Source organism: Enterococcus sp. AZ080 (assembly GCF_051714945.1).
GTDB lineage: Bacteria > Bacillota > Bacilli > Lactobacillales > Enterococcaceae > Enterococcus_B > Enterococcus_B pernyi.
Genome location: NZ_JBIOSV010000001.1, coordinates 142863 through 166205, shown reverse-complemented (window position 1 = coordinate 166205; position 23343 = coordinate 142863). Strand labels below are relative to the sequence as shown.

The following is a 23343-nucleotide window of genomic DNA, read 5'->3' as shown; positions in this document are numbered from 1 at the left end:
CGATTTTAGGACAAAAGATCTGGCCATTTTTTCAACGCCTGATTGACTGCGCCAATCGGAAAGCCGACAATACTATAGTAATCGCCAGAAATCGACTCTACGAAAGCCCCTGCGTAACTTTGAATGCCGTACGCCCCAGCTTTATCACGGTGATCGCCAGTTGCTAGATAGCGCTCGATCTCTTCATCGGTCAATTCATAAAAAGTGACTGATGCTTGGGAAAGGATGCACTCTTCTTGCGTCCCATCAGTTATTACGACGGCTGTGTAGACGTCGTGTGTCGTACCACTGAATTTGCGTAACATCCGTTTTGCCTCTTCATCATCCTCCGGTTTACCAAGGATTTCGTTTCCTAGAACTACGGTAGTATCACTAGCAATGACTAACGTTTCTTCATTATTTTGTACAGCAGCTGCTTTTTCTGCTGCCATTCGTTGGACATAAGCAACTGGGTCTTCTTTTGGCTTAGGCGTTTCATCAATATCTGCCGGTTGGATCGAAAATGCTGGCACTAATCTTCCGAGTAATTCTTTTCTTCTAGGCGACTGTGAAGCCAATACTATTTTCATCAAAAACTTCCTTTCCGAATCTCGCGGATCAATGCGGATCTTGGATTCGTTTAAACATTCGTTCCATGTCGGAATTCGTAAAGTGGATCAATACCGGACGACCATGAGGGCAGTTGAATGGATTCTCACATTTTGCTAAGTCTTTTAATAAGACCCTCGCTTGTGCTTCGTTCAAGTAGTGATTCGCTTTGATCGAGCGTTTACAGCTCATCATGATTGCTGTGGCTTCTCTGAATTTCTTCACACTTACTTCACCCGTTGTCAATAACATGTCGATCATCCCTTGAATGATCGATTCTTCTTCCCCACTTGGATACCATGTCGGATGCGCTCGCACGATAAAACTATTCTGACCAAATTCTTCCAGATAAATGCCTGCCTCTTCCAATAGTTCTTTCTTCTCTTTTAGCTTGATTGCATCACTATTAGGATAGTCTAAAACAAAAGGCACGAGTAATTCTTGCAAATCATCTGAAACATCGCCGATTTTTTCACGGAAATATTCATATTTGATCCGCTCTTGCGCAGCATGTTGGTCAATGATGTATAAGCCTTCATTGCTTTGAGCAAATAAATAGGTTCCATGCATTTGGCCAAAATATTCAAGATGTGGGAAGCGTTGTGTTGGTACTTCCTGCTCGACTTTACTGATTGCTTTCTCCAACATTCGGCTATCTTGACTCATGTCAAACTCGGGATGCAACTTGGTTTCTTCTTGCTCAAATCTTGGTTCTTCCTCTATGCTTTTCTCTTCTACTGATGCTGTTCGTTCTTCTTGTACTGAGTAGTTATCAACAGTGGATAAATGATTTTGTTGAAAGTTATCCACTAGTTTTTCTACAAAGTTATCAACACTTTCACCAGAGTTATCCACCGTTTTTTCCTCTTTTTCTGGATAATTCAGTGTATCTTCAGAAAAAACAGAAGAGTTTTCAACATTTTCCACAGACTTATCAACAGGATAGGTTGATTTTTGTGGATTTTCTTCAACGTAAAATGTACCTGTCTGGCGATCGAAATTTAAACTTTGGGGTTTCTTTGGTGGTTCCTCAAACGCATAAGAAAGATCGATTTCGATTTGTTCCGTTTTAGGTTGATCGGCGATTTTTTTCTTGAAACGTAAATTGTCTGCTGCACTAGGAATCAGATTTTCTTGACTTAGTGCTTGTTGAATCGCTTGTGCAATCAATTCAGTCAATTCTTTTTCCTTCGATAGACGAACTTCTTGCTTCGTTGGATGAACATTCACATCGACAAGCAACGGGTCCATTTTGACTTCTAAAACAGCGATTGGAAAACGACCAACCATCAGTTTAGAACCATAACCTGCCACGATTGCTTTGTTCAAGGAAAAGTTCTTGATAAAACGACCATTGATGATCGTTGAAAGATAATTACGACTCGCACGAGTGACTTCTGGTAAAGAAATGTAACCAGAAACTTCAAAATCTAGATCTTTTGCTTCAACCTTCAACATTTTTTTCGCTGTCGCCAAACCATAGATTCCGGCAATCGTTTGTTTCAAATCTCCGTTACCAGCTGTTGCTAACATCTTGTTGCCCTCATGGACTAAGCGAAAAGCGATGTCGGGATGGCTCAATGCTAGTCGATTGACGATATCGCCTATATTTGCCAATTCCGTTTGTAATGTCTTGACGTATTTTAACCGTGCAGGCGTGTTAAAAAACAAATTGCTCACTGTGATTTTCGTACCTTGTCTCAATGGAGCAGGGCGATGTGTCAACACTTCCCCACCTTTTAATTCAAGATAGGTCCCTTGTGTTTCATCTTGATTGGCTGTCTCGATCGTCAATTCAGAGACAGAAGCAATACTAGGAAGAGCTTCCCCTCGGAACCCTAATGTCCGAATGCGGAACAAGTCATCACGGTTATGGATTTTACTCGTCGCGTGACGTTTGAACGCATTTTCAACGTCTTCTGCTAAGATTCCTTCACCGTTATCGATGATTTGGATTTTTCGTAAACCGGCTTCTTCTACGAGAATATCGATTTGAGAGCTATGGGCATCAATGGCATTTTCAACAAGTTCTTTCACCACAGAAGCAGGTCGTTCAACGACTTCTCCTGCGGCGATTTGATTGGCCAAGCGTTCGGATAATTCTTGGATCTTCGCCATCGATCAGCACCTTCTTCCTATAATTGTTTTTGCAGTTCGTACAATTTATTCAACGCATCCATTGGCGTCATTTCTAGTAGGTTCAACTGTTTCAATGCAGCAATGATTTGCGTTTCAGCTTCCGTTGCTTCACCAAATAAAGATAGTTGTTGACTCTCTTCATTGACCTGCTGGCTTGGTTGGTTGGTTTGTGACTTAGGGTAGTCGCTTTTTTTCGTGACAGATGCTTCAAGTGCCGAGACATGGTGTGTCGTTTCTCCTGATTCTAAAAAGGCTAAGATCGCAGAGGCACGTGACAATAATTCATCTGGTAGACCCGCAATCTTAGCTACATGGATCCCGTAGCTTTTATCTGCTGGACCGTCCATCATCTTGTGTAAAAATACCACATCGCCATCTTTTTCGACTGCACCAACATGGACATTTTTCAATTGCGGCAATTCCGTATCAAGCACTGTCAACTCATGATAGTGCGTAGAAAACAATGTCTTGGCTTCAACATGTTGATGGATATACTCAATGATAGCTTGTGCTAATGCCATACCATCGTAAGTGGCTGTTCCTCGACCGAGTTCATCAAATAAAATCAAACTGTTCGGTGTCGCATGGCGCAACGCTTGGTTGGCTTCCATCATTTCTACCATAAAGGTACTTTGTCCTGCAATCAAATCATCACTTGCACCGATTCGAGTAAAGATTCGATCAAAAATCGGCAGCACTGCTTTTTGCGCCGGAACAAAACAGCCCATCTGTGCCATCAATACCGTCAATGCCAACTGTCGCATATACGTACTTTTACCAGACATATTTGGCCCAGTGATCAACAAGATCATTTCTTCTTCCGACATGATCACACTATTTGGAATGTATTCTTGATGTCCTAATACTTTTTCTACCACCGGATGACGTCCTTCTTCGATCACCAATGTTTTTTTGTTCGTTAATTCTGGACGAACATATTGATAACGTTCACTGATCGTTGCAAAACTTTGTAAGACGTCTACAGTACTCAATGATTTTGCTAAGGTTTGCAATGGCTGGATTGCTTTTTTCACTTCTTCTCTAACAGCTAAAAAGAGTTGGTATTCTAGATCTACTGATTTTTCTTCCGCTTCTAGAATCTGTGTTTCTAATTCTTTTAATTCAGGTGTGATAAATCGTTCTGCATTGGCTAAGGTTTGTTTACGTTCATATTTTTCCAGTTCAGCATTCATCAAATTCGCTTTCGTGATTTCAATATAGTAACCAAACACTCGATTAAACCCAACTTTTAAATTTTTGATCCCTGTACTTTGGCGTTCGCGCGCTTCTAATTCTGCTAACCACTGTTTGCCATTTCTCATCGCAGAACGATAGGTGTCTAGCTGTTCATTGAAGCCATCTTTGATGACGTTTCCTTCAGTGATTTGTAAAGGTGCATCCTCTTGGATCGCTTGTTCGATCAGTTCCACTAATGAATCCATTGGCTGCATATCTGTTAATAACTCTGACCATTGTCCTTGATCGATGCCTTCAATCAACCCGCGAATCATCGGTACTTGCTGCAATGATGTTTTTAACTGGATCAAATCTCGACCATTGACGTTACCAAATGCGACACGTCCAGCTAAACGTTCTAAATCATAGACTTTCGTCAACGCACTCTGTAAATCAAGACGTTCAAAATAACTATTGATCAGCGATGCCACCATTTCTTGCCGAGCATTGATTTGATGGGATTGGATCAGCGGACGATCAAGCCATTGTTTTAGCAAACGTCCCCCCATTGCTGTTTTGGTTTCATCTAATAACCACAGAAGCGTGCCATGTTTTTTTCCAGTACGGATCGACTGGCTTAATTCTAAATTGAATTTAGAATAATAATCCATCTTCAAGAAATGATCTGGTTGGTATTCGACCGCTTTTTGGATATGTGCCAAACTTCTTTTTTGGGTGACTGCTAAATAAGTAAGTAACTTTCCAGTCGCTTCCTTTTCTAATTCATCCGTCAACTCACTCGTTAGAAAATTGAATTCTGCATTTTCTTCTACACTTTCTTGTTTTGAGAAGACTAAGCCAAGTCTTGTGCTTAGTTGTTCATATAACGTTTCACTGATCTCTGTTCCTAGAATCAATTCTTTTGTTTGTAACGCGGAAGTTTCGTTCAAGACAGCTTCTTCATCAAGTAAGCGGGCTGTTTTTAATTCACCTGTACTCAAATCAGCATAAGCAAACCCAAAAGCGGAACCTTGATTAACTACTGCCGTCAGAAAGTTGTTGTCTTTGGCTGATAATCCTTTACTATCCATCACTGTTCCAGGAGTCACTAATTGCACGACTTCTCGTTTGACCATGCCTTTGGTCGTCTTTGGATCTTCGACTTGTTCACAAATCGCTACTTTGTATCCTTTTTCGATCAAACTGTCGATATATCCTTGTGCAGAATGATGCGGTACCCCACACATCGGAATTGGATCATCCGCATTACGATTTCGACTAGTTAATGTCAGTTCTAAGATTTGTGCTGCTTTGACAGCATCTTCATAAAATAATTCATAAAAATCTCCGAGACGATAGAACAAAAAAGCATCTTGGTATTGTGCCTTGATGCTTAGATATTGTTCCATCATTGGAGTGTTCTTAGTTTTTTGAGGCATTATGCTCCTCCTCTACATACTCATTGATTTCATTTTGGATCATTTGAGTCAAGTGTTGCAATAACTCATTTGCTTCCATCAATTGACGGCGGTAAGCGATCACTAAAGGATATTCGTCGATAGATTGCGTCAAGACTTCGATCCGTTTGATCGCTTCTTTTTCTGCTTCTTTTTGTCCATAATGCGCATATTGTGCGGCATCTTTTTGCGCTTGCTTCAATGCTTCTGTTTGTTGATTCAAGTAACGACTATGTTTCACTTTATGTTCCAATTCCTGATAACGTGTGATCGTTTCATTCTTCTTTAAAAGAGTCGCCAATTGGTCGACTTCTAATTGGATCGTCGTTTTGTCCTGCACATTCCCTCTCGCTTTCTATTCTCTGTAAGGGCGGTCATCGTTGATTTGGATCAATTGGATATCTTTTGCCTGTCCCGTCTGGTCGTCGATGTCCAAGATACAACCACTTAAAAGCCCTCGACCTTGTTCCACCACTTCAAAACGCTTTGGTAAAGCCGTTAAAAATTTTTCAATCACTGGTTCACGGCGCATCCCTAAAATTCCATCATATGGACCCGTCATACCGACATCCGTCAAATACGCCGTTCCTTGTGGCAAGATTCGCGCATCGTTCGTTTGAACGTGCGTGTGTGTACCGACTACAGCAGATACTTTTCCATCTAAAAACCAGCCCATTGCTTGTTTTTCACTCGTCGTTTCTCCATGAAAATCAACAAAAATGATCGGTGTTCTTTTCCGAGCTTCTTCGACTAACTCGGTCATTTTACGAAATGGATCATCTAAATCAACCATAAATGAACGAGCTTGCATATTGATGACCGCCAGTTCCAATTGATTGACTTTGACAAAAACGATTCCTTGCCCAGGCGTTCCTTCTGGAAAATTTGCTGGACGAACCATTTTTTTCGCATCATCGATAAATTCAAAAATATCACGATTGTCCCACGTATGATTCCCCATCGTCACGACATCTACGCCATCTTGCAGAAACTTTTTATAGATTTTCTCTGTGATCCCACGACCTGAAGCCGCATTCTCACCATTCACGATCGTCATTTGTGGACGATATTTTTTCTTCAAGCGAGGGAGATATTCTGTGATCATTTCTCTACCCATCGCACCTACTACATCACCAATAAACAATACCCGCACACGATTTCCTCTTCTCTTCTAACGTATCTTATATTATAAGTGTTTTAGTAAAGAAAGGAAAGAGGTTGTAAAAGAAGCTCTTTTCTAGAATATCAAGAAAGGGTATTTTGAACTAACTAGCATCAGCTTTTTATAACTTTATTCTCTAACTATGTAAATTGATCAAAATTTATTTTTTAATTCTTTTTACTAAGTAAACAATAGACAGGGCTAAACCTATGAAGAACATGAACCAAAACGACGTGTACGATGATGGCTCCCATGATATCACCTCCTATTTTAAAGAAGTCGGATAGTACCTATATGATAATATGATGGCCTATCGTTTATGTATCATACAAAAACCATAAGAAGAGAGGGCATTCCATCAGAAAAATCCTGTTGCATGCCCTCTTTTTAACTAAAATTATTGTTGTATGATGTTTATGACCTAAATCAAAGCTAACTCTTTCAATGCCTTCCAAATACCATCTTGATCATTCGTATCTGTCACCATTTTTGCTTCCGCTTGGACTTCTGGTACGGCATTCCCCATTGCCACCCCAATGCCAGACATACGAAGCATTTCGCGATCATTTTGTCCGTCACCAAAACTGATGACGTCTTCTGGCGCAATCCCTACTCGATTGGCTAGGTTCATGATCGTTACCGCTTTGGAACCATCGTGTGGCACCACATCGACACTATTTTCGTGCCAGCGAACAAAACGGATACGATCGTAAGCGCTGAATTGTTGGTCATAAGAGTGATCAAAGAAAGCTAACGCTTGATACACATCCTGTTTTTCAACAAAGTATTCGTCCAATTCTGGTAAGTGTGCACCAAATGAATGCATCGCATCTTCCATCATATCGATACGATTAGATGAAAAGCGTTTGATTGAATCTAAACTAACAAATGCGGTATCAATAGCCTTTTCTTGTGCTTCTTGAATAAATTTGTGTAATTGTTCTTGATCCAGCAAATTTTTATAGACTTGTTCATGATCCAAAAATCCGGCTGCACCGTTACATAGAATATAATTGCTAAATGCTAGATCACGGATAACTTCTTGTGCGTGAAAGCGACTACGCCCTGTAGCAATCGTCACTAAATGTCCATCTTTACGTAGTTTTTCCAAGGCTTCCCTTGTACTATCCAATGCCTGTTTGTTGGAGTCTAACAACGTGCCGTCGATATCAAAAGCAATTAATTTGCGTGTCATTCTATCTCGCCTCTCTATAAATACTTACTTGCTTCTCTCGTTGCAAGCTTGCTTAATTCTTTTGTCAATTGTTCTTTTACCCAAAGTGGATTTGTTTTGCTATAGTCCCGCAACGACCAACCAATAGCCTTTTGAATAAAAAATTCCTTTGTTGAACGATCTGCATCAATCGCTCGTTCGAGTAGAGCGACATCTGTCTGTTCTTTAAACCCTAGTTGCAAGGTGATCGCAATTCGTCTTAACCAAAAGTCTTCTTGACCTTCAAATAATTTGAAAACCGCCTCAACTTCTTGGTGAAGTTTTCCCCACGTGCTGTAGACTTTTTGCCAAGAATCGATACTGTCCCACCATTCCTTCTGTGAGACAAGCTCAAGTAACCATACTAAGTTATCAAAAGAAAGACGTTTGACGTTCTTTTGGACTAAATCGATCGCTAAATACTGATACTCACGTTCTTCCTGCATATAATAATCTTTTACTAATAAAAGTAAGTCTGAAATAGGTATCTTCTGGCTTTCTTTTAAAAGAGCCTTTTGTAGTAACGCTCTTTCTGGCTTAGGAACTCCTGCAAATCGGAAATGATGCTTCATGTAAGCTTCCATCTGCTGAGCTTTTTCTTTATTATTCGGAAAAACAATTGTCTCCAAGGGATGGCCTCCTTCGATTTTTAAAGGAACGAACTAGTCAACATAGGATGATTTTGATTGATTCAACCATGCATAACCTAAACCAATGACTAAACCACCACCAACGTAATTCCCAATCAACGCAAAGGATAGATTGTGGATCACATTACCAACAGTCATCGCATCCATCTGCCCACCTGAAACAAAATAAGCTAATGTAAATGCCGGGAAGTTGGCAATAACGTGTTCATAGCCTAAAAAAGCAAAAATGAAAATAATGAAAACAATCGCTAAGACTTTCCCTGCATCATCTTTCATTCGCATACTAATCAATACCGCTGTATTTACTACAATGTTGGCAAACATTGCCTCCACCAAAATAGTTGTTGTCGGTTTCGTCAATTTGACTGCAATCGACTCTAACATATAATTATCCATGGGCAGATCTTGGAATGGTGTTGTCAAGGAAATTAAAAAGCCAAATAATACCCCACCAATCAAGTTAAATAAAATACAAGTAAACAGAATTTTTGCAGCTAGACCTAATTTTAACCGCTTACGTTGGACCCCGACCGACATATAAAGCATATTTGAGGTACCAAGTTCAGCATTCATGTATAAAATCATGACTAACGACCAACTAAACATAAACGCATAAAGTATCTTTCCAAATCCATGAGCAATATGCTCACCTTTGATCGCAATCGAAAAAGCAACAGCAGTTCCAAGTGTCAAGAACAAACTGGCTAATAAAGCACGCACGGCATACCGGGCGTAACTATTTCCGATCAAATCAACTTTCTTTTCGATTGATGCCTCAATCTTTTCAAACAACGGTGATACTGGGTTCATCTCTTTTCTCCTTTAAGATTTGTTCAATTATTTTCATGCTTTTGGCATATACCCTCTTATTCTATAGACAGAACTGGGGTTTGTAAAGCTTTTTTGCTACTTATTCTCTTGACATTGATAGGTCATATCGCTTATACTGTAATTCGTGTAAAATAATGCAGCAGAAAAATAATAACTCGTCCCTAGTTTGTTGCCCCGCTTCGGGTTCAATTGTGTAACCGCGGCTGCAAAGGTGAAGATTGAAGAACAAACTATACGATTATGAATTTTTTAACGGATTATTTTACTCCAAAAAATATAGTTATCTATTGGAGGAAATTTTAATGTCTCGTTATACAGGACCATCATGGAAAATTTCTCGTCGCCTAGGTATTTCACTATCTGGCACAGGAAAAGAATTAGCACGTCGCCCTTACGCTCCTGGTCAACATGGACCAAACAGCCGTGGCAAACAATCAGAATACGGTATGCAATTAACTGAAAAACAAAAATTACGTCATATGTACGGTATGAACGAACGTCAATTCCGTAACTTGTTCGTTAAAGCAAGCAAAATCAAAGAAGGTAAACACGGGGTTAACTTCATGATCTTACTAGAACAACGTTTAGACAATGTTGTTTATCGTTTAGGTCTTGCAACTACTCGTCGTCAAGCACGTCAATTAGTTAACCATGGTCATATCATGGTTGATGGCAAACGTGTTGATATCCCTTCATACCACGTTGCAGTTGGTCAAGTGATTTCAGTTCGTGAAAAATCACAAAACATCTCAACTGTAAAAGAAGCAGTTGAAGCAACTGTTGGACGTCCAGCATTCGTAAGCTTTGACGCTGAAAAATTAGAAGGTTCATTGACTCGTTTACCAGAACGTGACGAATTGTACCCAGAAATCGACGAAGCACTTGTCGTTGAATACTACAACCAAAGCCTATAATTCAAAAAACTTTGGTACAAAAAAACCGGCTATCTTTTGGATAGCTGGTTTTTTTTTGGTTGCGAAAGAAGCGCTCAACACTAAGGCATAAGCCAGAAAAATCGAAAATGGCTGTTTCATTTTTGATTTTTTTGGCTTATGTCCGAAGTGTTGCTTTTTGAACACCGTTTATCAAGGTTGCAAAAAATCCGATTAGCTCCAAGTAATAAGAAATAATGTCCCCGTGTCTTTTCTTCGCTCGGACACACATAAAAAGATAGACCTCAAAACAACGTACGTATTTCGTTGAGTCGAGTGTTATCTTTTTATGTTGGCTTTAGCAGGTTCAGGTGCATCCATGACTCGAACAATAGCAAGAGAAATCAATTTGTATTCGCTACTTGGGTGATAAAACAGCGAAGTTTTTGATATTCTCAATTGTTCTCTGAAGATACAGCTTTTAACTGCCACTTCCCACTTGATTTAGACGAGGAAAAGAACATGTCCTCTACAGTGTGATGCTTCAAATTTCATAAACTGTCTCGCATCATTGTTTTTCCAATGAAATGTCTCCTTTAAGCAAGCAACTGCTTAATTTCTCCCTTTATCAATGGTGGATAGACATGTTAACTTGTCACTTTCACAGTTGCTGATTATTGGCACATTCATTCGTCAAACAGCTTTTTGTTACCCATGGCAAATCGATGAATGTTCACTGGCCGTTTCAACCAACAAACCAGTTCATTGACTAGGTTGGGCACCTATCTGTAGAAAGATCATGAATGATCATCCTCATTTTTCTATGTGCCAAAATATAGTTGATTATGTTATATAAAAATTATATCACGTATCAAAACACTTGCTATTCATACTTTTTCTCACATTTGGAAATATTTTTGTACTCTTACTTCTTATGTGCTTTTTCAAAATATATCATAAAGAGACTTTACATTTATTTTCTCTTCCTCTATAATTTCGTTAACTACAAAAATAAATAAGGTTAACGAAAGGAGAACGGATGACAAAATCATTAAAAGAACTTATACTCGTTGCCGAATTTGCTGCAATCATTGCAGTTCTCTCACAATTTGTTATTCCATTAGGATTGATTCCACTTACTGGTCAGACTTTTGCGATTGGCTTGACCGCCACGTTTCTTGGGAAACGTGCTGGTACTCTCGCAGTTTGTATGTACCTCTTATTAGGCTTGATCGGACTTCCCGTCTTTTCTGGCATGACTGGGGGAATGGGCATCTTATTCGGACCATCTGGTGGCTACCTTTTTGGTTTTATTCTTCAGTCTTTCGTAATTGGTTGGTGGATTGAGAAGACTAATTCTCGCTTTTTCCATGCTTGGTGTGCCAATCTATTTGGCTCTCTTCTTGCTTTATCTGTAGGAACTCTTTGGTTATCGTTTAGTAGTCATTTGTATATTCAAACTGCTCTATTGAGTGGGTTCTTCCCCTTCTTGTTACCAGAGTTGCTCAAAAGTACGGGAGCAGCTTATGTTGGCACTACTTTAAGAAAAAGATTACGATTCAACATTCAAAAATTAGTTTAAAAAATTAATAGGATAAAAAAAGAAAAACTTTAAAAATAAGCGATATCCGCTAAATAGAGCAACTATTTTTTGGCGGATATCGCTTATTCTCATAGCCAGACACTTCTATAATCATCCAGTTATACCATTTCATTTTTCACTATCAGCTTATTATTCGTCGTATAGATGAAGGACAGAAAGAAAACAAAGGCTTGCAGTGGGAAGATCACCATTCGCTCCGTCAACCCTAAAATATTCCATCCTTGTGCCATTCCAATTGGATTCAATGCGCCAAAAAAAGTGATCAATATGGCGGTAGCAATACATATTTTTCCTAACGTACGTAGTTTTTCTTGTTTAAGATAACCAAATCCAATAAGGAATAAAGACGATATAGTAGTAAATACGACAATGATCGTCACAACAATATGCATCGTATTTTGGGAATTCATATCCGCCTTATCGCCTGTCAATGGAAATAGTTTATAGCCTACCACTGTAGTGCTTGCCATCACAAGAAAAATCAGATAACCGATCCGAGTCATCCCATGATACTTTTCAAAGGCGTTCACGACCATTCCAATGACAAACAGTAAAAAGCCTATACCATAGATAAGCAGGATCATATTCAATAAATTCGCATTTGGCGCACCAACGGCGGTTAAAGAACTGATGTCTGTCGTGATTGGATCATATGATTCCCAAAGGTATTGCCCAAGAAACACATGTACAAAATAAGCAACTACACTAATCATTCCAAGAGGCATCAACCAATCGATCACTTTCATACGTTTCCCCCACTTATTCTTCTTTCAGCTATTTAAGCAACCATCCACCATCGATTGGAACGATTGCTCCATGGATATAACTCGCTTGAGGCGTCGCAAGAAATAACGTCAATTCTGCCACTTCTTCCGGCTGTGCCCAACGCTTAACAGGCGTTTCTTCTGCGACCCATTTGGCCATCTCTCCGTCACCTGCAAAATCAGCTGCATTCATCGGTGTTTGGATGGCGCCTGGTGCGATGGCTTTTACACGGATCCCTTGCGCAGCATAATCAAGGGCTAATTGCTTTGTGAACCCAATAATGGCATGTTTGGCACTCGTATACGCGATCCCACCACCGCCAGCCACCATACCTGCAATGGAGGCCATATTGATGATCGTTCCCGTTTGCTGTTCGAGCATATCAGGCAACACTTGTTTTGTTAATCGAAAGAGACTTCTTACGTTGACCTCATAGATCCGATCCCAAAGTGTTTCGTCTGTGTCTAATAAAGGCTTGTAGCCATCAAGAATCCCTGCGGTATTCAATAAGATTGAAATATCGCCGACTTTTTCATGACACGTAGTGACCGCTTGTTCAATCACTTCTTTTTGTGAAATATCACCGAGAAATGAGATAAAATGCGTAGGATATTTTATGGCTAGTTCTTCCATCTTACCTAATTTCAAATCCACACCAAATACTTTCGCTCCTTGATTTAAAAAAGCTTCTGCTTGTGCAGCACCGATTCCTTGAGCGGCACCTGTCACAAAGACGACTTGACTCGCTAAGTCCGGATAATGATTCGTCATTCAACGATCATCCAATCTTCTGCTAGAATATCGCAAACGGTTGGCGCAAAGCTAGAAAATCCTTCGTCGCTCGTTTTGATCAGAAAATAAGGCGTTACTGGACAACCATCAAATTCATCATCGGATACTAGAACAACATATAATTCAAATCCACTCCAACCTTTTCTAATAACCTTTGCACCTGTTTTTAACTGTGGCAATACTTCTTCAAATGTCATGATTTTTTCTCTCTTTCTTTATTTGGATTTCTTTGATTTTATCAAATAAACGGATATAATCCGAGAGTTCAAGTTCATCTGTGACGATGAAATAGTCTAGATCCGCCCAAGGTTTGCGATGGATCTTGCTTGTGGATAGTAATAGATCGACCTCTCTTCCTCGATAATCCGCTGGTAAAAAGTACAACTGATACTCCTCTCTGAAAAAGTGCCTTAGGTTTTCTTTTAGTAATTCTTCTTCAAAAAGAGGAAAGTCCGTCATCAGTAAAATAGTGACTTTTGGTAATTGTCGATCAAAAACACGCATCGTTTTTAACACGGTTAGATACCTTCGCATCAAGAAAGTCGCATTCTCATAGACCCACTCGTCTGCACGTTGTGTTGCACGATTGAAAAAATTCAGCAACCATTGTTTCAATGACTCATTTTCACTAACGAAGTGTCTAGAAAAATTGCTACCTTCCCCATCAACCATTTCCTTCGCATGAGGAAACAAGTACGCGAACAGATGACTACTTAGCAAATAGTTCTCTGCTTCTTTGGTGAATGATTCCTCGGTCAACTGCTTTTCTTCGCAGTATGCTACTAACGCATTCTTCATTTCTAATAGAGCTATAAAAGGAGCGGTTTGTTGTTTTCGGTGAAAAGCAAAAATCTGCTTACGGATTCCTGACGATTGATAGTATTCTTCTCTGGTCATCAGCACTAGAAATAGTGCACCTAATTCTTCTTTCCCTTGGAAATAGTTTGGAAAAAAAGGCGCCATCCACTGACTGAATGCTTCAAAGAGTGGATTTTTTTCAATCAACTGTCGTTTTTTATTATTTAAAACCACAAAATGTTTTTGTGATTTACGTAAGAAAAATGCACCTAACATATACTCTAATCGCCGTTTCTTGATCTCATTCAACCGAACATCAAAAAACTGTAAAATCTGGTCAGCAATTTGTTTGACGTCCTGTTGTGGAATAGTTTCGAAGGGCCAAACTTTACCACGAAATAACTGCCAAAAAGTCATATGTAGGTATAATCGAATGATTTCTTCTTCCCCACACGCAATATAGCTTCCTCTTTTGAGTTGGATACCATACCTCGAAAATTGTTCTTTCCAATCATTGATTTTCCGATGAGCAGTTGACTCACTAATATAATGCTTTTGTGAGAATTGATAGAGCGTATGAAATTCTTCAAAAAAAATGTCGTGCAATAGCTGATATTTAAGCGTACTTTGCACGAGGTAAATCAAAAAGCGTTCACGTTCAATAGGATCCAGAGAATCATAGAAATGATAACCCGATCGATGATTCTTCGTAAATAAAGATTGCTCTTTTCCACTGAATAATTGATAATTTTTGATCAATTCAACTAAATATCTGGTTACACTTCGTGCGTCTAGTTGAACCTTTTGTGCAAGTTGTGCCGCTGTGTGCCCTACCTGATCCTCAAAGCTTTCGAGTAAGAGCACCTTGTAATATAAGTCTTTGTCAAAACGTTTTAAGTACTCAGAAGACAAATACAACGACTTCACCCCTTATCGACTATTTTCCTCATTGTAGCATATAATCCTTATTGAAACACCAAAACAGACAAGCTAAGGAGGCATTCAATTACAGTAATCCCCTTCTTTTTGTAGACGATTCACTCATCGTGCATAGTGCGATTATTCGTTCCATTTCAGTTTCATTTTTTCTGAAATTTTCAAAAAATGTTTGTTGATAGCAACAATATTTGATAAAATTCACTATTTATTTTTGATATATTTATAGTTAGGGTTGGTGTTTTGTGTCATAGGGTTTTATCAATGTGTCGACTGTTGCTCGGATTTCTTTCTATAAAGAAGTCGTTTTTTATTTTGCACTTATCACGACAACAGAAGTACACCTCTTACGGAACACTTCACCCGCTGTGTTGTTGTTTCTTTTTTATATTTCAATAAATTAATGGAGGATATTATGGATTATTCACTTATGACCCGTCTAGCGGCGGAACTACTTGGTACAGCATTATTGATCGTTTTAGGTAATGGTGCTGTCGCAAACGTAGATTTAAAAGGAACAAAAGGATATGGCAGTGACTGGATGCTGATTGCTGTTGGTTATGGTTTTGGTGTGATGATGCCAGCAATGATTTTTGGTGGCATTAGCGGAAATCATATCAATCCGGCATTTACGATCGCTTTAGCCTCTAATGGTTTATTCCCTTGGGCAGAAGTCGTGCCTTATATCGTTGCACAATTACTTGGAGCAGCTCTTGGACAATTGATCGTGGTCGCTTGTTATAAACCTTACTATGATCAAACTGAAGATGTAAACCATGTCTTAGGAACTTTCTCAACTATCAACAGTGTTGGTTCTAAATTCAATGGTTTCGTCAACGAATTCTTCGGTTCATTCGTCTTATTCTTTGGCGCGTTAGGTATCACAAAAGCACCTTTCTTCCAAGATAACTTAGGAACAGCTCACTTAGCTCTTGGTTTCTTAGTTTGGACATTGGTCGCTTCACTAGGTGGTCCTACAGGCCCTGGATTGAACCCAGCACGTGACTTTGCACCTCGTTTGGTTCATGCGTTGTTACCATTGAAACATAAAGGTTCTTCACAATGGGATTACGCTTGGGTTCCAGTTGTTGCACCAATTTGTGCCGGTGTTGTAGCAGTATTTGTCTACAAAGCATTATTTATGGCATAAAATTAATGAGTACTATAAAAACGGAAATCTTTGGAAACAATTCCTTAGATTTCCGTTTTTTATTGATTTCAAAGCTAAAATCATCCTCTGATTGGCTTAATATCCTTTAAATCATCTTGATGCCAGTTTCTTTGTTTATCGGATATCTTCAATACTTGTTTTTAGTCAAGGACAGGTGGCACCTTAGCCAATCGGCATCACTCATACTTTACTTTTTGGCTTGGTACTCTTCGTGATTGGCATGATAAGTTTTATCTTTATCAAAAATAAGAATAAAATCTCGGTTAGATAAATCAATACAAAAAACCGAAGTGTATAACCATTCGCTTCGGAGCAGTTTCTACTATAGAGTAACAAAGAATATTCTTATCGTATATCCCCCTAAATAAGGGTAGGATAGGGTCGTAGTTTGTACATCAAAGAGAGAATTTAATCATTATGGACACAAGTAAGACAAAAAAACGATTAAGAATCCATTTAGACAAGTGAATTGAAAAAAGAAGTTGGCAGCTTATTATCTGATGTAACGCTAGATTACACGATCGATGAAGTAAAACCAAAAAATATATGAAAAACCACCAAGTGTCATCTAAATCGATACTTGGTGGTCTTCAAATTTTCAGTAAGCAATCACTGTTACTGCTTGTTCAAACTCTTTTTTTAAATGTTGTAACTGGTATTCTTTAAATTCTGGACGATGCGTTCGTAATAATACGCGTAATTTCATTGGATTGTAACGATCAATCAATTGATATTCATCGATAAAATCTCGTGTCAATTGCCATTCGTAATAATAGCCAAACGGCCGACAACTATACGTCGTTCCTTGGAGTACTTTATCCTCAAACCGTCGATGCGTATGCCCAAAGACGACTTGTTGAAGATTATCGTATTGATCGAGTAGTTTTCCAAATGAAGCTGAACCTAAGAACGCATTGAGTTGGTTCCAACGTTCATAAGGCGCGTTTTGGTAAACAATGAATTCTTGTTTTGGGACAAAATGTGTTGATAAGATCACATTCATTTTCTTTTTGTGTAGCGTATCCAATAATGATCGTGTTGCTTCTACTACTCGATCATTCACTTCTAGATCCGTTCCATCTCGCTCAATCAAGCGGTCATACCAGTACAAACGCTTCATCCGAACGATTTTCTTCACGTCTTTTTCTTCTGAGAATTGGTAATCATACCAACCGTTGATGCCTAATAACACGGTTTTCTCATTTAATGGAATATAGCGCTCATTCAAAAAATGGACGTCTGGAAAATGACTGATCATTGCTTCGCCAGTAACATCGGCTAACTCATGATTGCCAAAATGGAAAGTCGTTGGTAGTCGCTCTGCAAAAAATTCAGCGACTGCGACACAACGATCGACTTTATTGGCGGTATCCCCAGCCAAATGAAGCCGAGTAATCTTTTTTTGTTGTAAGACTTCCCATAAGAGCATTAATTCAGCTTCGCCAAATTGATTGATGTCCACATGTAAGTCACTGATGATCGCTAAATTTCCCATTCTTTTTCCTTCTAAATCTTAGATAGTTGATGTGACGATTTGGAGGTTATTTTTGATGATTCCTCCTGGTCCTTTCAGTTGCAGACTCTTGTAAGTTGGTTCTACTGCTAACGTCGTCGGATTATCCAAATAAACGAGTGCGCTTTTCTTGATTTTGATTGGTCCCATTTGGGTATCGACTACTTCAGAATATAAGCTTAGATCTGCCGATGTTTCTTTTTCTACAATAATCAGACGAAAAGAAGTATCGATTTGGCAAGTGATCCGGCTATTCGCAAATGGTCCATCTCCGTCTTCTACATCTAGCAATAATTGTTCATTGTCATTCACTTTTCCACGAAGCAGTTCTTCCGCTTCTTTTGATACGATAAATTCCATCTTAATCACCTCAATTTTAGCTTAATGATTTTTGTACGAAGTTGCAACTAACTTGTTTTTGGGTGACCTTCCAACCAAGCTTTTTTGGTAATTCCTTTAAGAACGATTGAAATAATTTCTCCTTTTTCTCGTTTTGCATCAGGAATCACAGCTTCTTCTCTCATTCCTAACTTGTCCATCACTCGTCCCGATTTACTATTTTTCGTATTATGATAAGCAAAGATCCTTACGAGATCCATTTTTTCAAAGCCCAATTTCAGAAGCGCTTTTCCAGCTTCCGGCATGATTCCTTTTCCCCAATACTTTTTATTTAAAGCGTAACCTAATTCAGCCGTATCATCGCCTTCTTGTATCCGCAAATCGATCGTACCAATCATCTTGCGGTTTTCTTTCCATTCAATAGCATATTTTCCAAGCGGTGATGCCATAAAAAAATTCGCAACACTGATTTTTGTATCTTCGATCGACTGATGTCGAGGGAAAACAAAGCGGGTCGTTTCTACATCATGGGCATATTCAAATATATCTTCTACGTCTTCCAATGTGATTGGTCTTAAAATCAGACGTTCCGTTTCTATGACACGATTTTCTGCAAACACTAAGTTTCGATTGATCAATAATTCCATGTGCATCCCCTACTTTTTTCTTTAGTTTAAATTACTGTATCGAAATTCACGGAAAGAAGCAAGACAAAACTTAATATCTCCTTAAAATAACAGATTAACTATAGATAAGCGAAAAAACTTAAACAATTGCTGAAAAAGAATAATTATTTGTTCACGATTTATTAACAAATTTTAGCTATTGTTATCTTAACAACTAAACAAGCGCTGGAGGTCTTACTTATGACAGAGTATATAAAAAGCATTTACTTTATTGAAGAAACACAGAACATTGAAGGATCTTATATTGAAGTCAAAACACTATTTGTTGATGAAGACAAAGAAAAAGCATTGTCGATCTATCACAAATTAGCAAAGAAAAAACCAAACTACTTCGGATTGATTTTAAGTGAGTACAAAATCAAAGCGGAAGATAGTTATTTTTATCAACTTTTGAAACGTTGGTCAAAACTGCCAGCTGACTTTTATCGTCAAGTCAAGATCGTCAATTATCAAGCATTAGCCGAAACACATGCTTGATTCTATGCTTTAAGCTTTCTCTAAGGTTCGCCTTGTATCCTTTAATCAAATCAAAGGAGGCGATCTTATGTTCCGACAATGGCTTGCTCACTTTTTCCATGATACAACCCCACGAATCGATCCTTATGAAGTCGATAATGAATTTACCCTTACACTAGATTTTCCTAACGATCAAACAATCACCCATTGAATCAGAGGTTGTGATAGAAGTGCCTAGCTCCGAGAAATAAGCCGAGAAACCCGAAAATTGTTTTTCAAATTTTGGGTTTCTCGGCTTATTTTTGAAGGTGCTACTTCTGGAACACCGTTTATTCAGTTGTAGGATGCAAGATGACTGATGTACCAGGCTCATTTTCTTAGTTATTCATTGAAAAATTATTTTAGCGCTTGATTGACATCTTCAATCATCAAGTTCATTGATTCAAGTCCACCACCACTCAAATACCATACATCTGGTTGCAATGAAATTACTTGATCATTTTTACCGGCATCTGTTTGTGCCACTAATTCATTGGCAGCTACGTTATCGTTGCTTGTATCTCCACCAATTGCTTTGGTACGATCAATCACAAATAAAATCCCTGGATTCTTCTCTAAAACATATTCATAAGAAACACTTTGACCATGTGTAGACGCCTCGATTTGATCATCGGCTTGTTTAAAGCCAAATAAATCATGAACGAGTCCGAAACGTGAACCTGAACCATATGCTGAAAGTTGCCCTTCATTCACTAAAGTAACTAAAGCTGTTTGATCAAGCGCGCTGGCTTTCTCTTTCACTTCATCGATTTGTTTCGTTAAATCTGTTAATTTTTCTTCTGCTTCTTTTTCTTTATCAAAAATCTTTGCCAATGTTGTCACATTTTCTTGCATCGATTCCCATGGCTTTTCTGCATCCATTGCTAAATATAGTGTTGGGGCAATTTGGCTCAACTGTTCCTGATAATCACTTTGACGACCGGAAATAATAATCAAATCTGGTTGCATCTCATTGATTTTTTCCAAATCTGGTTCTTTGATTCCTCCAGCAGATTCAACTTCTTGATATTTTTCTAAGTAAGCAGGTAAATTTTTAGTTGCCGCTCCTATGACTTTGTCTCCAACACCTAATGCATCAAGCGTATCTAATGATCCATTGTCGAACACTACAACTTTCTCAGGGTTTTGTTGCACTTCTACAGACTCACCATTGCTATCTTTGACTGTCAACATTGTATCCGTTGTGACAGTACTTGATGCTTTGGTTTCACTCGTTTGTGCTTCGTTATTTCCACATGCTGCTAATCCTAATGATGCTATGACTAAAAATCCTAAAACTATTTTCTTCATTTTGACGCTCCTTCGTAGTTTTTAGAAATAAAGACAAAATCTGCGTCCTTCGATTTCACAGATTCGAATGTCCATTTCGTATAATTGATCTAGTACTTCTTTTTTAATAATATCGTTCGTTTTGCCTTGTCTAAATAACTTCCCTTGTTTCATTGCGACGATTTCATCTGCGTAACTCGCTGCAAAGTTGATATCGTGTAACACAATGATGATCGTTTTTCCTAATTCTTGTACAAGGCGCTTTAAAATTTGCATGATTTGTACCGCAAAATTCATATCGAGATTATTGAGTGGTTCATCCAGCAAAATGTAATCAGTATCTTGCGCAAGAACCATCGCAATATACGCTCGTTGCAACTGACCCCCAGAAAGCGTGTCGATCGTTTGGTCCTTCAGTTCTTCCAACCCTAGATGCTGGAGTGATTCTTCGATGATCTGATGGTCTTTCGTTGTCAGCTTTCCTTTCGAATAAGGAAAACGCCCGAACGATACAAGCTCCTCGACTGTGATTTTCATACTGATCTCATTAGATTGTTTCAAAATAGCTAGTTTTTTTGCCATCTCTTTGGACTTCCAAGCTTTTACTTCATTGTGATCCAAGTAGATCTCACCTGCATCTTTAGGAATCAAACGACTGATCATAGAAAGAACGGTTGACTTTCCTGCGCCGTTTGGACCGATGAAGGCTGTCAATTGTTGATCCGAGATTTCCAATTGCAAGGCCTCGACGACCGTTTTTCCTTGGTAAGACTTCTCGACACTATTCAAATTGATCATCCCAGTTCCTTCCTTTCTCGAATCAATTTTGTAATAAAGTAAATACCCCCTGTGAACTCTACAACCACACTGACCGTCGTGTTCCACCCAAACACTTGCTCAACGATCAATTGTCCCCCAGTCAAAAACAAGAAAGCAATCAAAAAACTTCCTAGTAGCAAAACACCATGACGATACGTTGCAAACAAACGATAGCTGACGTTTGCGACAATAAATCCAAGAAAGGTAATTGGTCCCACCAAAGCAGTGGCTGTTCCTGTCAACAAGCTGACACAACAAAGAATAGAAAATTGAAAACGCTCTGTCTCAATCCCAAGGTTCGTTGCTTGATCCTTCCCTAGATGAAAGACATCCAGAAAATGTCTTTTATAAAAAAGGAACACCCAACAACAGCCAATCAACAATGCAGCAGGTAGGAGGTAGGCGGTCTGGACATTACCGAAACTAGCAAATAACTTCCCTTGCAACAAATCATATTCATTCGGGTCCATCACCACTTGTAAAAACGTACTGATACTATTGAAAAGTGTCCCTAAAATCATCCCCGTCATCAATAATAAGAATAAGTTAGGGGCTTCTTTTCGTAATAAAAAGAAAAACAATAACTGGCTTAAGCCAACCATCAATGCCACGTTGACTAAGAAAAAGGCTGTGCCTGTTTGCTGAAGCATCGTCACCCCACCAATCAAGAAAAAGAGGAGGGTTTGAACAAGTACATAGAGGGAATCGAGTCCTAACACAGAAGGTGTCAAAAATTGATTTTGGGTAATCGTTTGGAAACTAACGGTCGCGCTGCTTGTCGCGAGTGCCACTAAAATGAACGCCATGATTTTTTTGCTTCGTAAGGCCCATGCAAAAGCCCAATTACCATACGTGTTGATAGTCAAATAGCCGATCGTCACGCCAATCACGAGTAGAGACAAAATAAAAAATAGACCAGTGATCTTTTTACCCATGTTTGCGCCCCCTTACTAACAAGTAAAGGAAAATCAAACCACCGATGATCCCTACGATGACGCTGACTGGGATTTCATAAGGAAAAATCACAAGACGAGCGATCATGTCACAGATAAGCAAAAAGATACTACCAAAAATGGCGGTAATTCCTAACGTTTTATGTACCTGATCCCCATAGAGCTTTGCTGTGATATTTGGAATGATCACTCCCAAGAAAGGAATCGTCCCAACCATGATCAAAGTGATCGCACTGGCTAAAGAAACAAGGCCAATCCCTAGTAGTTGCATGTTGCGATAATTCATCCCTAAATTCACTGCGAACGATTCACCTAAGCCTACGATCGTAAATTGATAGGCAAAAAAAGATAAGATAAGTAATAAAGGAATCGTTACATACAATAATTCATAATTTCCCCGTATGACTGTTGCAAAATTTCCTTGTAGCCATGAAGACATATTTTGTACTAACTGAAACTGATAGGCGAAAAATGTTGCAGCAGAGCCGATAATATTTCCTAGCATCACGCCGATCAATGGTAACATCAGCTGATTTTTTTGTGGAAAAAATCGTGCAAAAGATAAAAATAAGAGCGTACCTGCAAAAGCAAATAAAAATGCAGTTGCTGAACGAATCCACAAAGAAGCATTCGGTAAAAAGAGCATCACCACTAAGATACCCAATCTCGCACTATCCATCGTGCCAGCTGTCGTTGGTGAAACAAATTTATTTTGAGTCAGATGTTGCATGATCAACCCACAAATACTACTCGTTGCCCCTACCAGTACTAAACAGATCGTTCGCGGAAAACGTGTCGCCAACAACAATTGCATACTCTGTCCTTCAAATCGGATAATCTCCATGAATTCCACTCGAGACACGCCAATAAATAGCGAACATATACTTAAAATAACTAACAAAACCATCAAGCGACCCACGCGCATTTCCCTTTACCTCGCTAACTGAGAATGATTCTCATTCTTATTCTAAGTGAAGCATTGAACAAAAGCAACCGTTTTTTAATGAAATAAGAGCAATCCCTATAAATTTTAGAATACGTGTACGATACAAAAATAAAATTCATTTTTGTTTCTGACCTTAAAAATGTGGGAAG

General features: G+C 38.9%; 24 protein-coding genes. 5 read left to right on the top strand and 19 right to left on the bottom strand.

All coding sequences use genetic code 11. The features are described 5' to 3' along the window. Positions 1-5 precede the first annotated feature (5 nt). The 8 genes from IGK01_RS00805 to IGK01_RS00770 form a co-directional block, all read right to left on the bottom strand. The gene (locus IGK01_RS00805) at positions 6-569 is read right to left on the bottom strand and encodes a Maf family protein (protein ID WP_065095878.1); all 564 of its coding nucleotides are present in this window, start codon (positions 567-569) and stop codon (positions 6-8) included. A gap of 28 nt (positions 570-597) precedes the next feature. Continuing rightward, positions 598-2706 (bottom strand): DNA mismatch repair endonuclease MutL, encoded by a 2109-nt coding sequence (mutL, locus tag IGK01_RS00800; protein ID WP_438747495.1) that lies wholly within the window; start codon positions 2704-2706, stop codon positions 598-600. Positions 2707-2723: 17 nt separating this feature from the next. After that, the gene (gene mutS / locus IGK01_RS00795) at positions 2724-5312 is read right to left on the bottom strand and encodes a DNA mismatch repair protein MutS (RefSeq protein ID WP_375148587.1); all 2589 of its coding nucleotides are present in this window, start codon (positions 5310-5312) and stop codon (positions 2724-2726) included. 13 nt (positions 5313-5325) lie between these two features. Next, positions 5326-5700 carry a YlbF family regulator gene (locus tag IGK01_RS00790; RefSeq protein WP_023518926.1) on the bottom strand — a complete coding sequence of 125 codons (375 nt, stop codon included), beginning with the start codon at positions 5698-5700 and terminating at the stop codon, positions 5326-5328. A 15-nt stretch (positions 5701-5715) separates the two neighbouring features. Continuing rightward, positions 5716-6513 (bottom strand): TIGR00282 family metallophosphoesterase, encoded by a 798-nt coding sequence (locus tag IGK01_RS00785; RefSeq protein ID WP_023518925.1) that lies wholly within the window; start codon positions 6511-6513, stop codon positions 5716-5718. 430 nt (positions 6514-6943) lie between these two features. Beyond that, a complete protein-coding gene (locus tag IGK01_RS00780) occupies positions 6944-7717 on the bottom strand; it encodes an HAD family hydrolase (RefSeq protein WP_023518924.1) in 774 nt (257 codons plus the stop codon). A 14-nt stretch (positions 7718-7731) separates the two neighbouring features. Further along, complete coding sequence (locus IGK01_RS00775) at positions 7732-8364, bottom strand: DNA alkylation repair protein (RefSeq protein WP_062805874.1); 633 nt, start codon at positions 8362-8364, stop codon at positions 7732-7734. 33 nt (positions 8365-8397) lie between these two features. Further along, complete coding sequence (locus tag IGK01_RS00770) at positions 8398-9195, bottom strand: formate/nitrite transporter family protein (RefSeq protein WP_010734405.1); 798 nt, start codon at positions 9193-9195, stop codon at positions 8398-8400. 323 nt (positions 9196-9518) lie between these two features. Here IGK01_RS00770 and rpsD point away from each other — a divergent pair, with 323 nt between their 5' ends. Both rpsD and IGK01_RS00760 read left to right on the top strand, forming a co-directional pair. Then, entirely contained in the window at positions 9519-10130 is a 612-nt protein-coding gene (gene rpsD, locus IGK01_RS00765; protein ID WP_010734406.1) for a 30S ribosomal protein S4, read from the top strand. A 997-nt stretch (positions 10131-11127) separates the two neighbouring features. Further along, positions 11128-11670 carry a biotin transporter BioY gene (locus tag IGK01_RS00760; RefSeq protein WP_438840431.1) on the top strand — a complete coding sequence of 181 codons (543 nt, stop codon included), beginning with the start codon at positions 11128-11130 and terminating at the stop codon, positions 11668-11670. Between the two features lie 119 nt (positions 11671-11789). Here the strand turns inward: IGK01_RS00760 and IGK01_RS00755 are convergent, their stop codons facing one another. The 4 genes from IGK01_RS00755 to IGK01_RS00740 are packed head-to-tail and all read right to left on the bottom strand — an operon-like array spanning position 11790 to position 14964. Continuing rightward, positions 11790-12437, bottom strand: a complete 648-nt coding sequence (locus IGK01_RS00755) for a DUF998 domain-containing protein (RefSeq protein ID WP_438840430.1) — start codon at positions 12435-12437, stop codon at positions 11790-11792. A gap of 28 nt (positions 12438-12465) precedes the next feature. After that, entirely contained in the window at positions 12466-13227 is a 762-nt protein-coding gene (locus IGK01_RS00750) for a 3-oxoacyl-ACP reductase (protein ID WP_153829974.1), read from the bottom strand. Further along, entirely contained in the window at positions 13224-13445 is a 222-nt protein-coding gene (locus IGK01_RS00745; RefSeq protein WP_010734410.1) for a DUF2829 domain-containing protein, read from the bottom strand. Before IGK01_RS00745 ends, IGK01_RS00750 begins: the two co-directional genes overlap by 4 nt. Then, positions 13435-14964 carry a helix-turn-helix domain-containing protein gene (locus IGK01_RS00740; protein WP_244063318.1) on the bottom strand — a complete coding sequence of 510 codons (1530 nt, stop codon included), beginning with the start codon at positions 14962-14964 and terminating at the stop codon, positions 13435-13437. The genes IGK01_RS00745 and IGK01_RS00740 overlap by 11 nt, the downstream gene beginning before the upstream one ends. 433 nt (positions 14965-15397) lie before the next feature. Between IGK01_RS00740 and IGK01_RS00735 the strand changes: the two genes are divergently transcribed. Further along, on the top strand, positions 15398-16132 hold the full coding sequence (locus tag IGK01_RS00735; protein WP_019723412.1) for an MIP/aquaporin family protein: 735 nt from the start codon (positions 15398-15400) through the stop codon (positions 16130-16132). A 619-nt stretch (positions 16133-16751) separates the two neighbouring features. Here IGK01_RS00735 and IGK01_RS00730 read toward each other — a convergent pair. The 3 genes from IGK01_RS00730 to IGK01_RS00720 are packed head-to-tail and all read right to left on the bottom strand — an operon-like array spanning position 16752 to position 18652. Next, positions 16752-17648 (bottom strand): metallophosphoesterase, encoded by an 897-nt coding sequence (locus IGK01_RS00730; protein ID WP_023518919.1) that lies wholly within the window; start codon positions 17646-17648, stop codon positions 16752-16754. A gap of 18 nt (positions 17649-17666) precedes the next feature. Continuing rightward, positions 17667-18026: an iron-sulfur cluster biosynthesis family protein gene (locus IGK01_RS00725; RefSeq protein ID WP_010734414.1), complete on the bottom strand. Its 360-nt coding sequence runs from the start codon at positions 18024-18026 to the stop codon at positions 17667-17669. Between the two features lie 47 nt (positions 18027-18073). Further along, entirely contained in the window at positions 18074-18652 is a 579-nt protein-coding gene (locus IGK01_RS00720; RefSeq protein ID WP_010734415.1) for a GNAT family N-acetyltransferase, read from the bottom strand. A 219-nt stretch (positions 18653-18871) separates the two neighbouring features. Between IGK01_RS00720 and IGK01_RS00715 the strand changes: the two genes are divergently transcribed. Then, on the top strand, positions 18872-19168 hold the full coding sequence (locus IGK01_RS00715; RefSeq protein WP_010734416.1) for a hypothetical protein: 297 nt from the start codon (positions 18872-18874) through the stop codon (positions 19166-19168). Between the two features lie 67 nt (positions 19169-19235). Further along, positions 19236-19358, top strand: coding sequence for a hypothetical protein (locus tag IGK01_RS00710; RefSeq protein WP_010734417.1), 123 nt, complete (start codon positions 19236-19238; stop codon positions 19356-19358). Positions 19359-19543: 185 nt separating this feature from the next. On the opposite strand, the gene IGK01_RS00705 is transcribed toward IGK01_RS00710, so the two are convergent. From IGK01_RS00705 to IGK01_RS00690, 4 genes are read right to left on the bottom strand one after another with little or no spacing between them, the layout of a single operon-like run. Next, on the bottom strand, positions 19544-20497 hold the full coding sequence (locus IGK01_RS00705; protein ID WP_010734418.1) for a siderophore ABC transporter substrate-binding protein: 954 nt from the start codon (positions 20495-20497) through the stop codon (positions 19544-19546). A gap of 21 nt (positions 20498-20518) precedes the next feature. Further along, on the bottom strand, positions 20519-21274 hold the full coding sequence (locus IGK01_RS00700; RefSeq protein ID WP_023518917.1) for an iron ABC transporter ATP-binding protein: 756 nt from the start codon (positions 21272-21274) through the stop codon (positions 20519-20521). After that, positions 21271-22230, bottom strand: a complete 960-nt coding sequence (locus IGK01_RS00695; protein WP_010734420.1) for an iron chelate uptake ABC transporter family permease subunit — start codon at positions 22228-22230, stop codon at positions 21271-21273. Before IGK01_RS00695 ends, IGK01_RS00700 begins: the two co-directional genes overlap by 4 nt. Continuing rightward, positions 22223-23173, bottom strand: coding sequence for an ABC transporter permease (locus IGK01_RS00690; protein ID WP_153829978.1), 951 nt, complete (start codon positions 23171-23173; stop codon positions 22223-22225). The genes IGK01_RS00695 and IGK01_RS00690 overlap by 8 nt, the downstream gene beginning before the upstream one ends. Positions 23174-23343 lie beyond the last annotated feature (170 nt).

Coding starts and splice junctions, on each gene's coding strand:
- IGK01_RS00805 (WP_065095878.1), bottom strand. CDS start 569: ATGAAAATAGTATTGGCTTCACAGTCGCCTAGAAGAAAAGAATTACTC.
- mutL (WP_438747495.1), bottom strand. CDS start 2,706: ATGGCGAAGATCCAAGAATTATCCGAACGCTTGGCCAATCAAATCGCC.
- mutS (WP_375148587.1), bottom strand. CDS start 5,312: ATGGAACAATATCTAAGCATCAAGGCACAATACCAAGATGCTTTTTTG.
- IGK01_RS00780 (WP_023518924.1), bottom strand. CDS start 7,717: ATGACACGCAAATTAATTGCTTTTGATATCGACGGCACGTTGTTAGAC.
- IGK01_RS00770 (WP_010734405.1), bottom strand. CDS start 9,195: ATGAACCCAGTATCACCGTTGTTTGAAAAGATTGAGGCATCAATCGAA.
- rpsD (WP_010734406.1), top strand. CDS start 9,519: ATGTCTCGTTATACAGGACCATCATGGAAAATTTCTCGTCGCCTAGGT.
- IGK01_RS00760 (WP_438840431.1), top strand. CDS start 11,128: ATGACAAAATCATTAAAAGAACTTATACTCGTTGCCGAATTTGCTGCA.
- IGK01_RS00755 (WP_438840430.1), bottom strand. CDS start 12,437: ATGAAAGTGATCGATTGGTTGATGCCTCTTGGAATGATTAGTGTAGTT.
- IGK01_RS00750 (WP_153829974.1), bottom strand. CDS start 13,227: ATGACGAATCATTATCCGGACTTAGCGAGTCAAGTCGTCTTTGTGACA.
- IGK01_RS00745 (WP_010734410.1), bottom strand. CDS start 13,445: ATGACATTTGAAGAAGTATTGCCACAGTTAAAAACAGGTGCAAAGGTT.
- IGK01_RS00735 (WP_019723412.1), top strand. CDS start 15,398: ATGGATTATTCACTTATGACCCGTCTAGCGGCGGAACTACTTGGTACA.
- IGK01_RS00730 (WP_023518919.1), bottom strand. CDS start 17,648: ATGGGAAATTTAGCGATCATCAGTGACTTACATGTGGACATCAATCAA.
- IGK01_RS00725 (WP_010734414.1), bottom strand. CDS start 18,026: ATGGAATTTATCGTATCAAAAGAAGCGGAAGAACTGCTTCGTGGAAAA.
- IGK01_RS00720 (WP_010734415.1), bottom strand. CDS start 18,652: ATGGAATTATTGATCAATCGAAACTTAGTGTTTGCAGAAAATCGTGTC.
- IGK01_RS00715 (WP_010734416.1), top strand. CDS start 18,872: ATGACAGAGTATATAAAAAGCATTTACTTTATTGAAGAAACACAGAAC.
- IGK01_RS00710 (WP_010734417.1), top strand. CDS start 19,236: ATGTTCCGACAATGGCTTGCTCACTTTTTCCATGATACAACCCCACGA.
- IGK01_RS00705 (WP_010734418.1), bottom strand. CDS start 20,497: ATGAAGAAAATAGTTTTAGGATTTTTAGTCATAGCATCATTAGGATTA.
- IGK01_RS00700 (WP_023518917.1), bottom strand. CDS start 21,274: ATGATCAATTTGAATAGTGTCGAGAAGTCTTACCAAGGAAAAACGGTC.
- IGK01_RS00695 (WP_010734420.1), bottom strand. CDS start 22,230: ATGGGTAAAAAGATCACTGGTCTATTTTTTATTTTGTCTCTACTCGTG.
- IGK01_RS00690 (WP_153829978.1), bottom strand. CDS start 23,173: ATGCGCGTGGGTCGCTTGATGGTTTTGTTAGTTATTTTAAGTATATGT.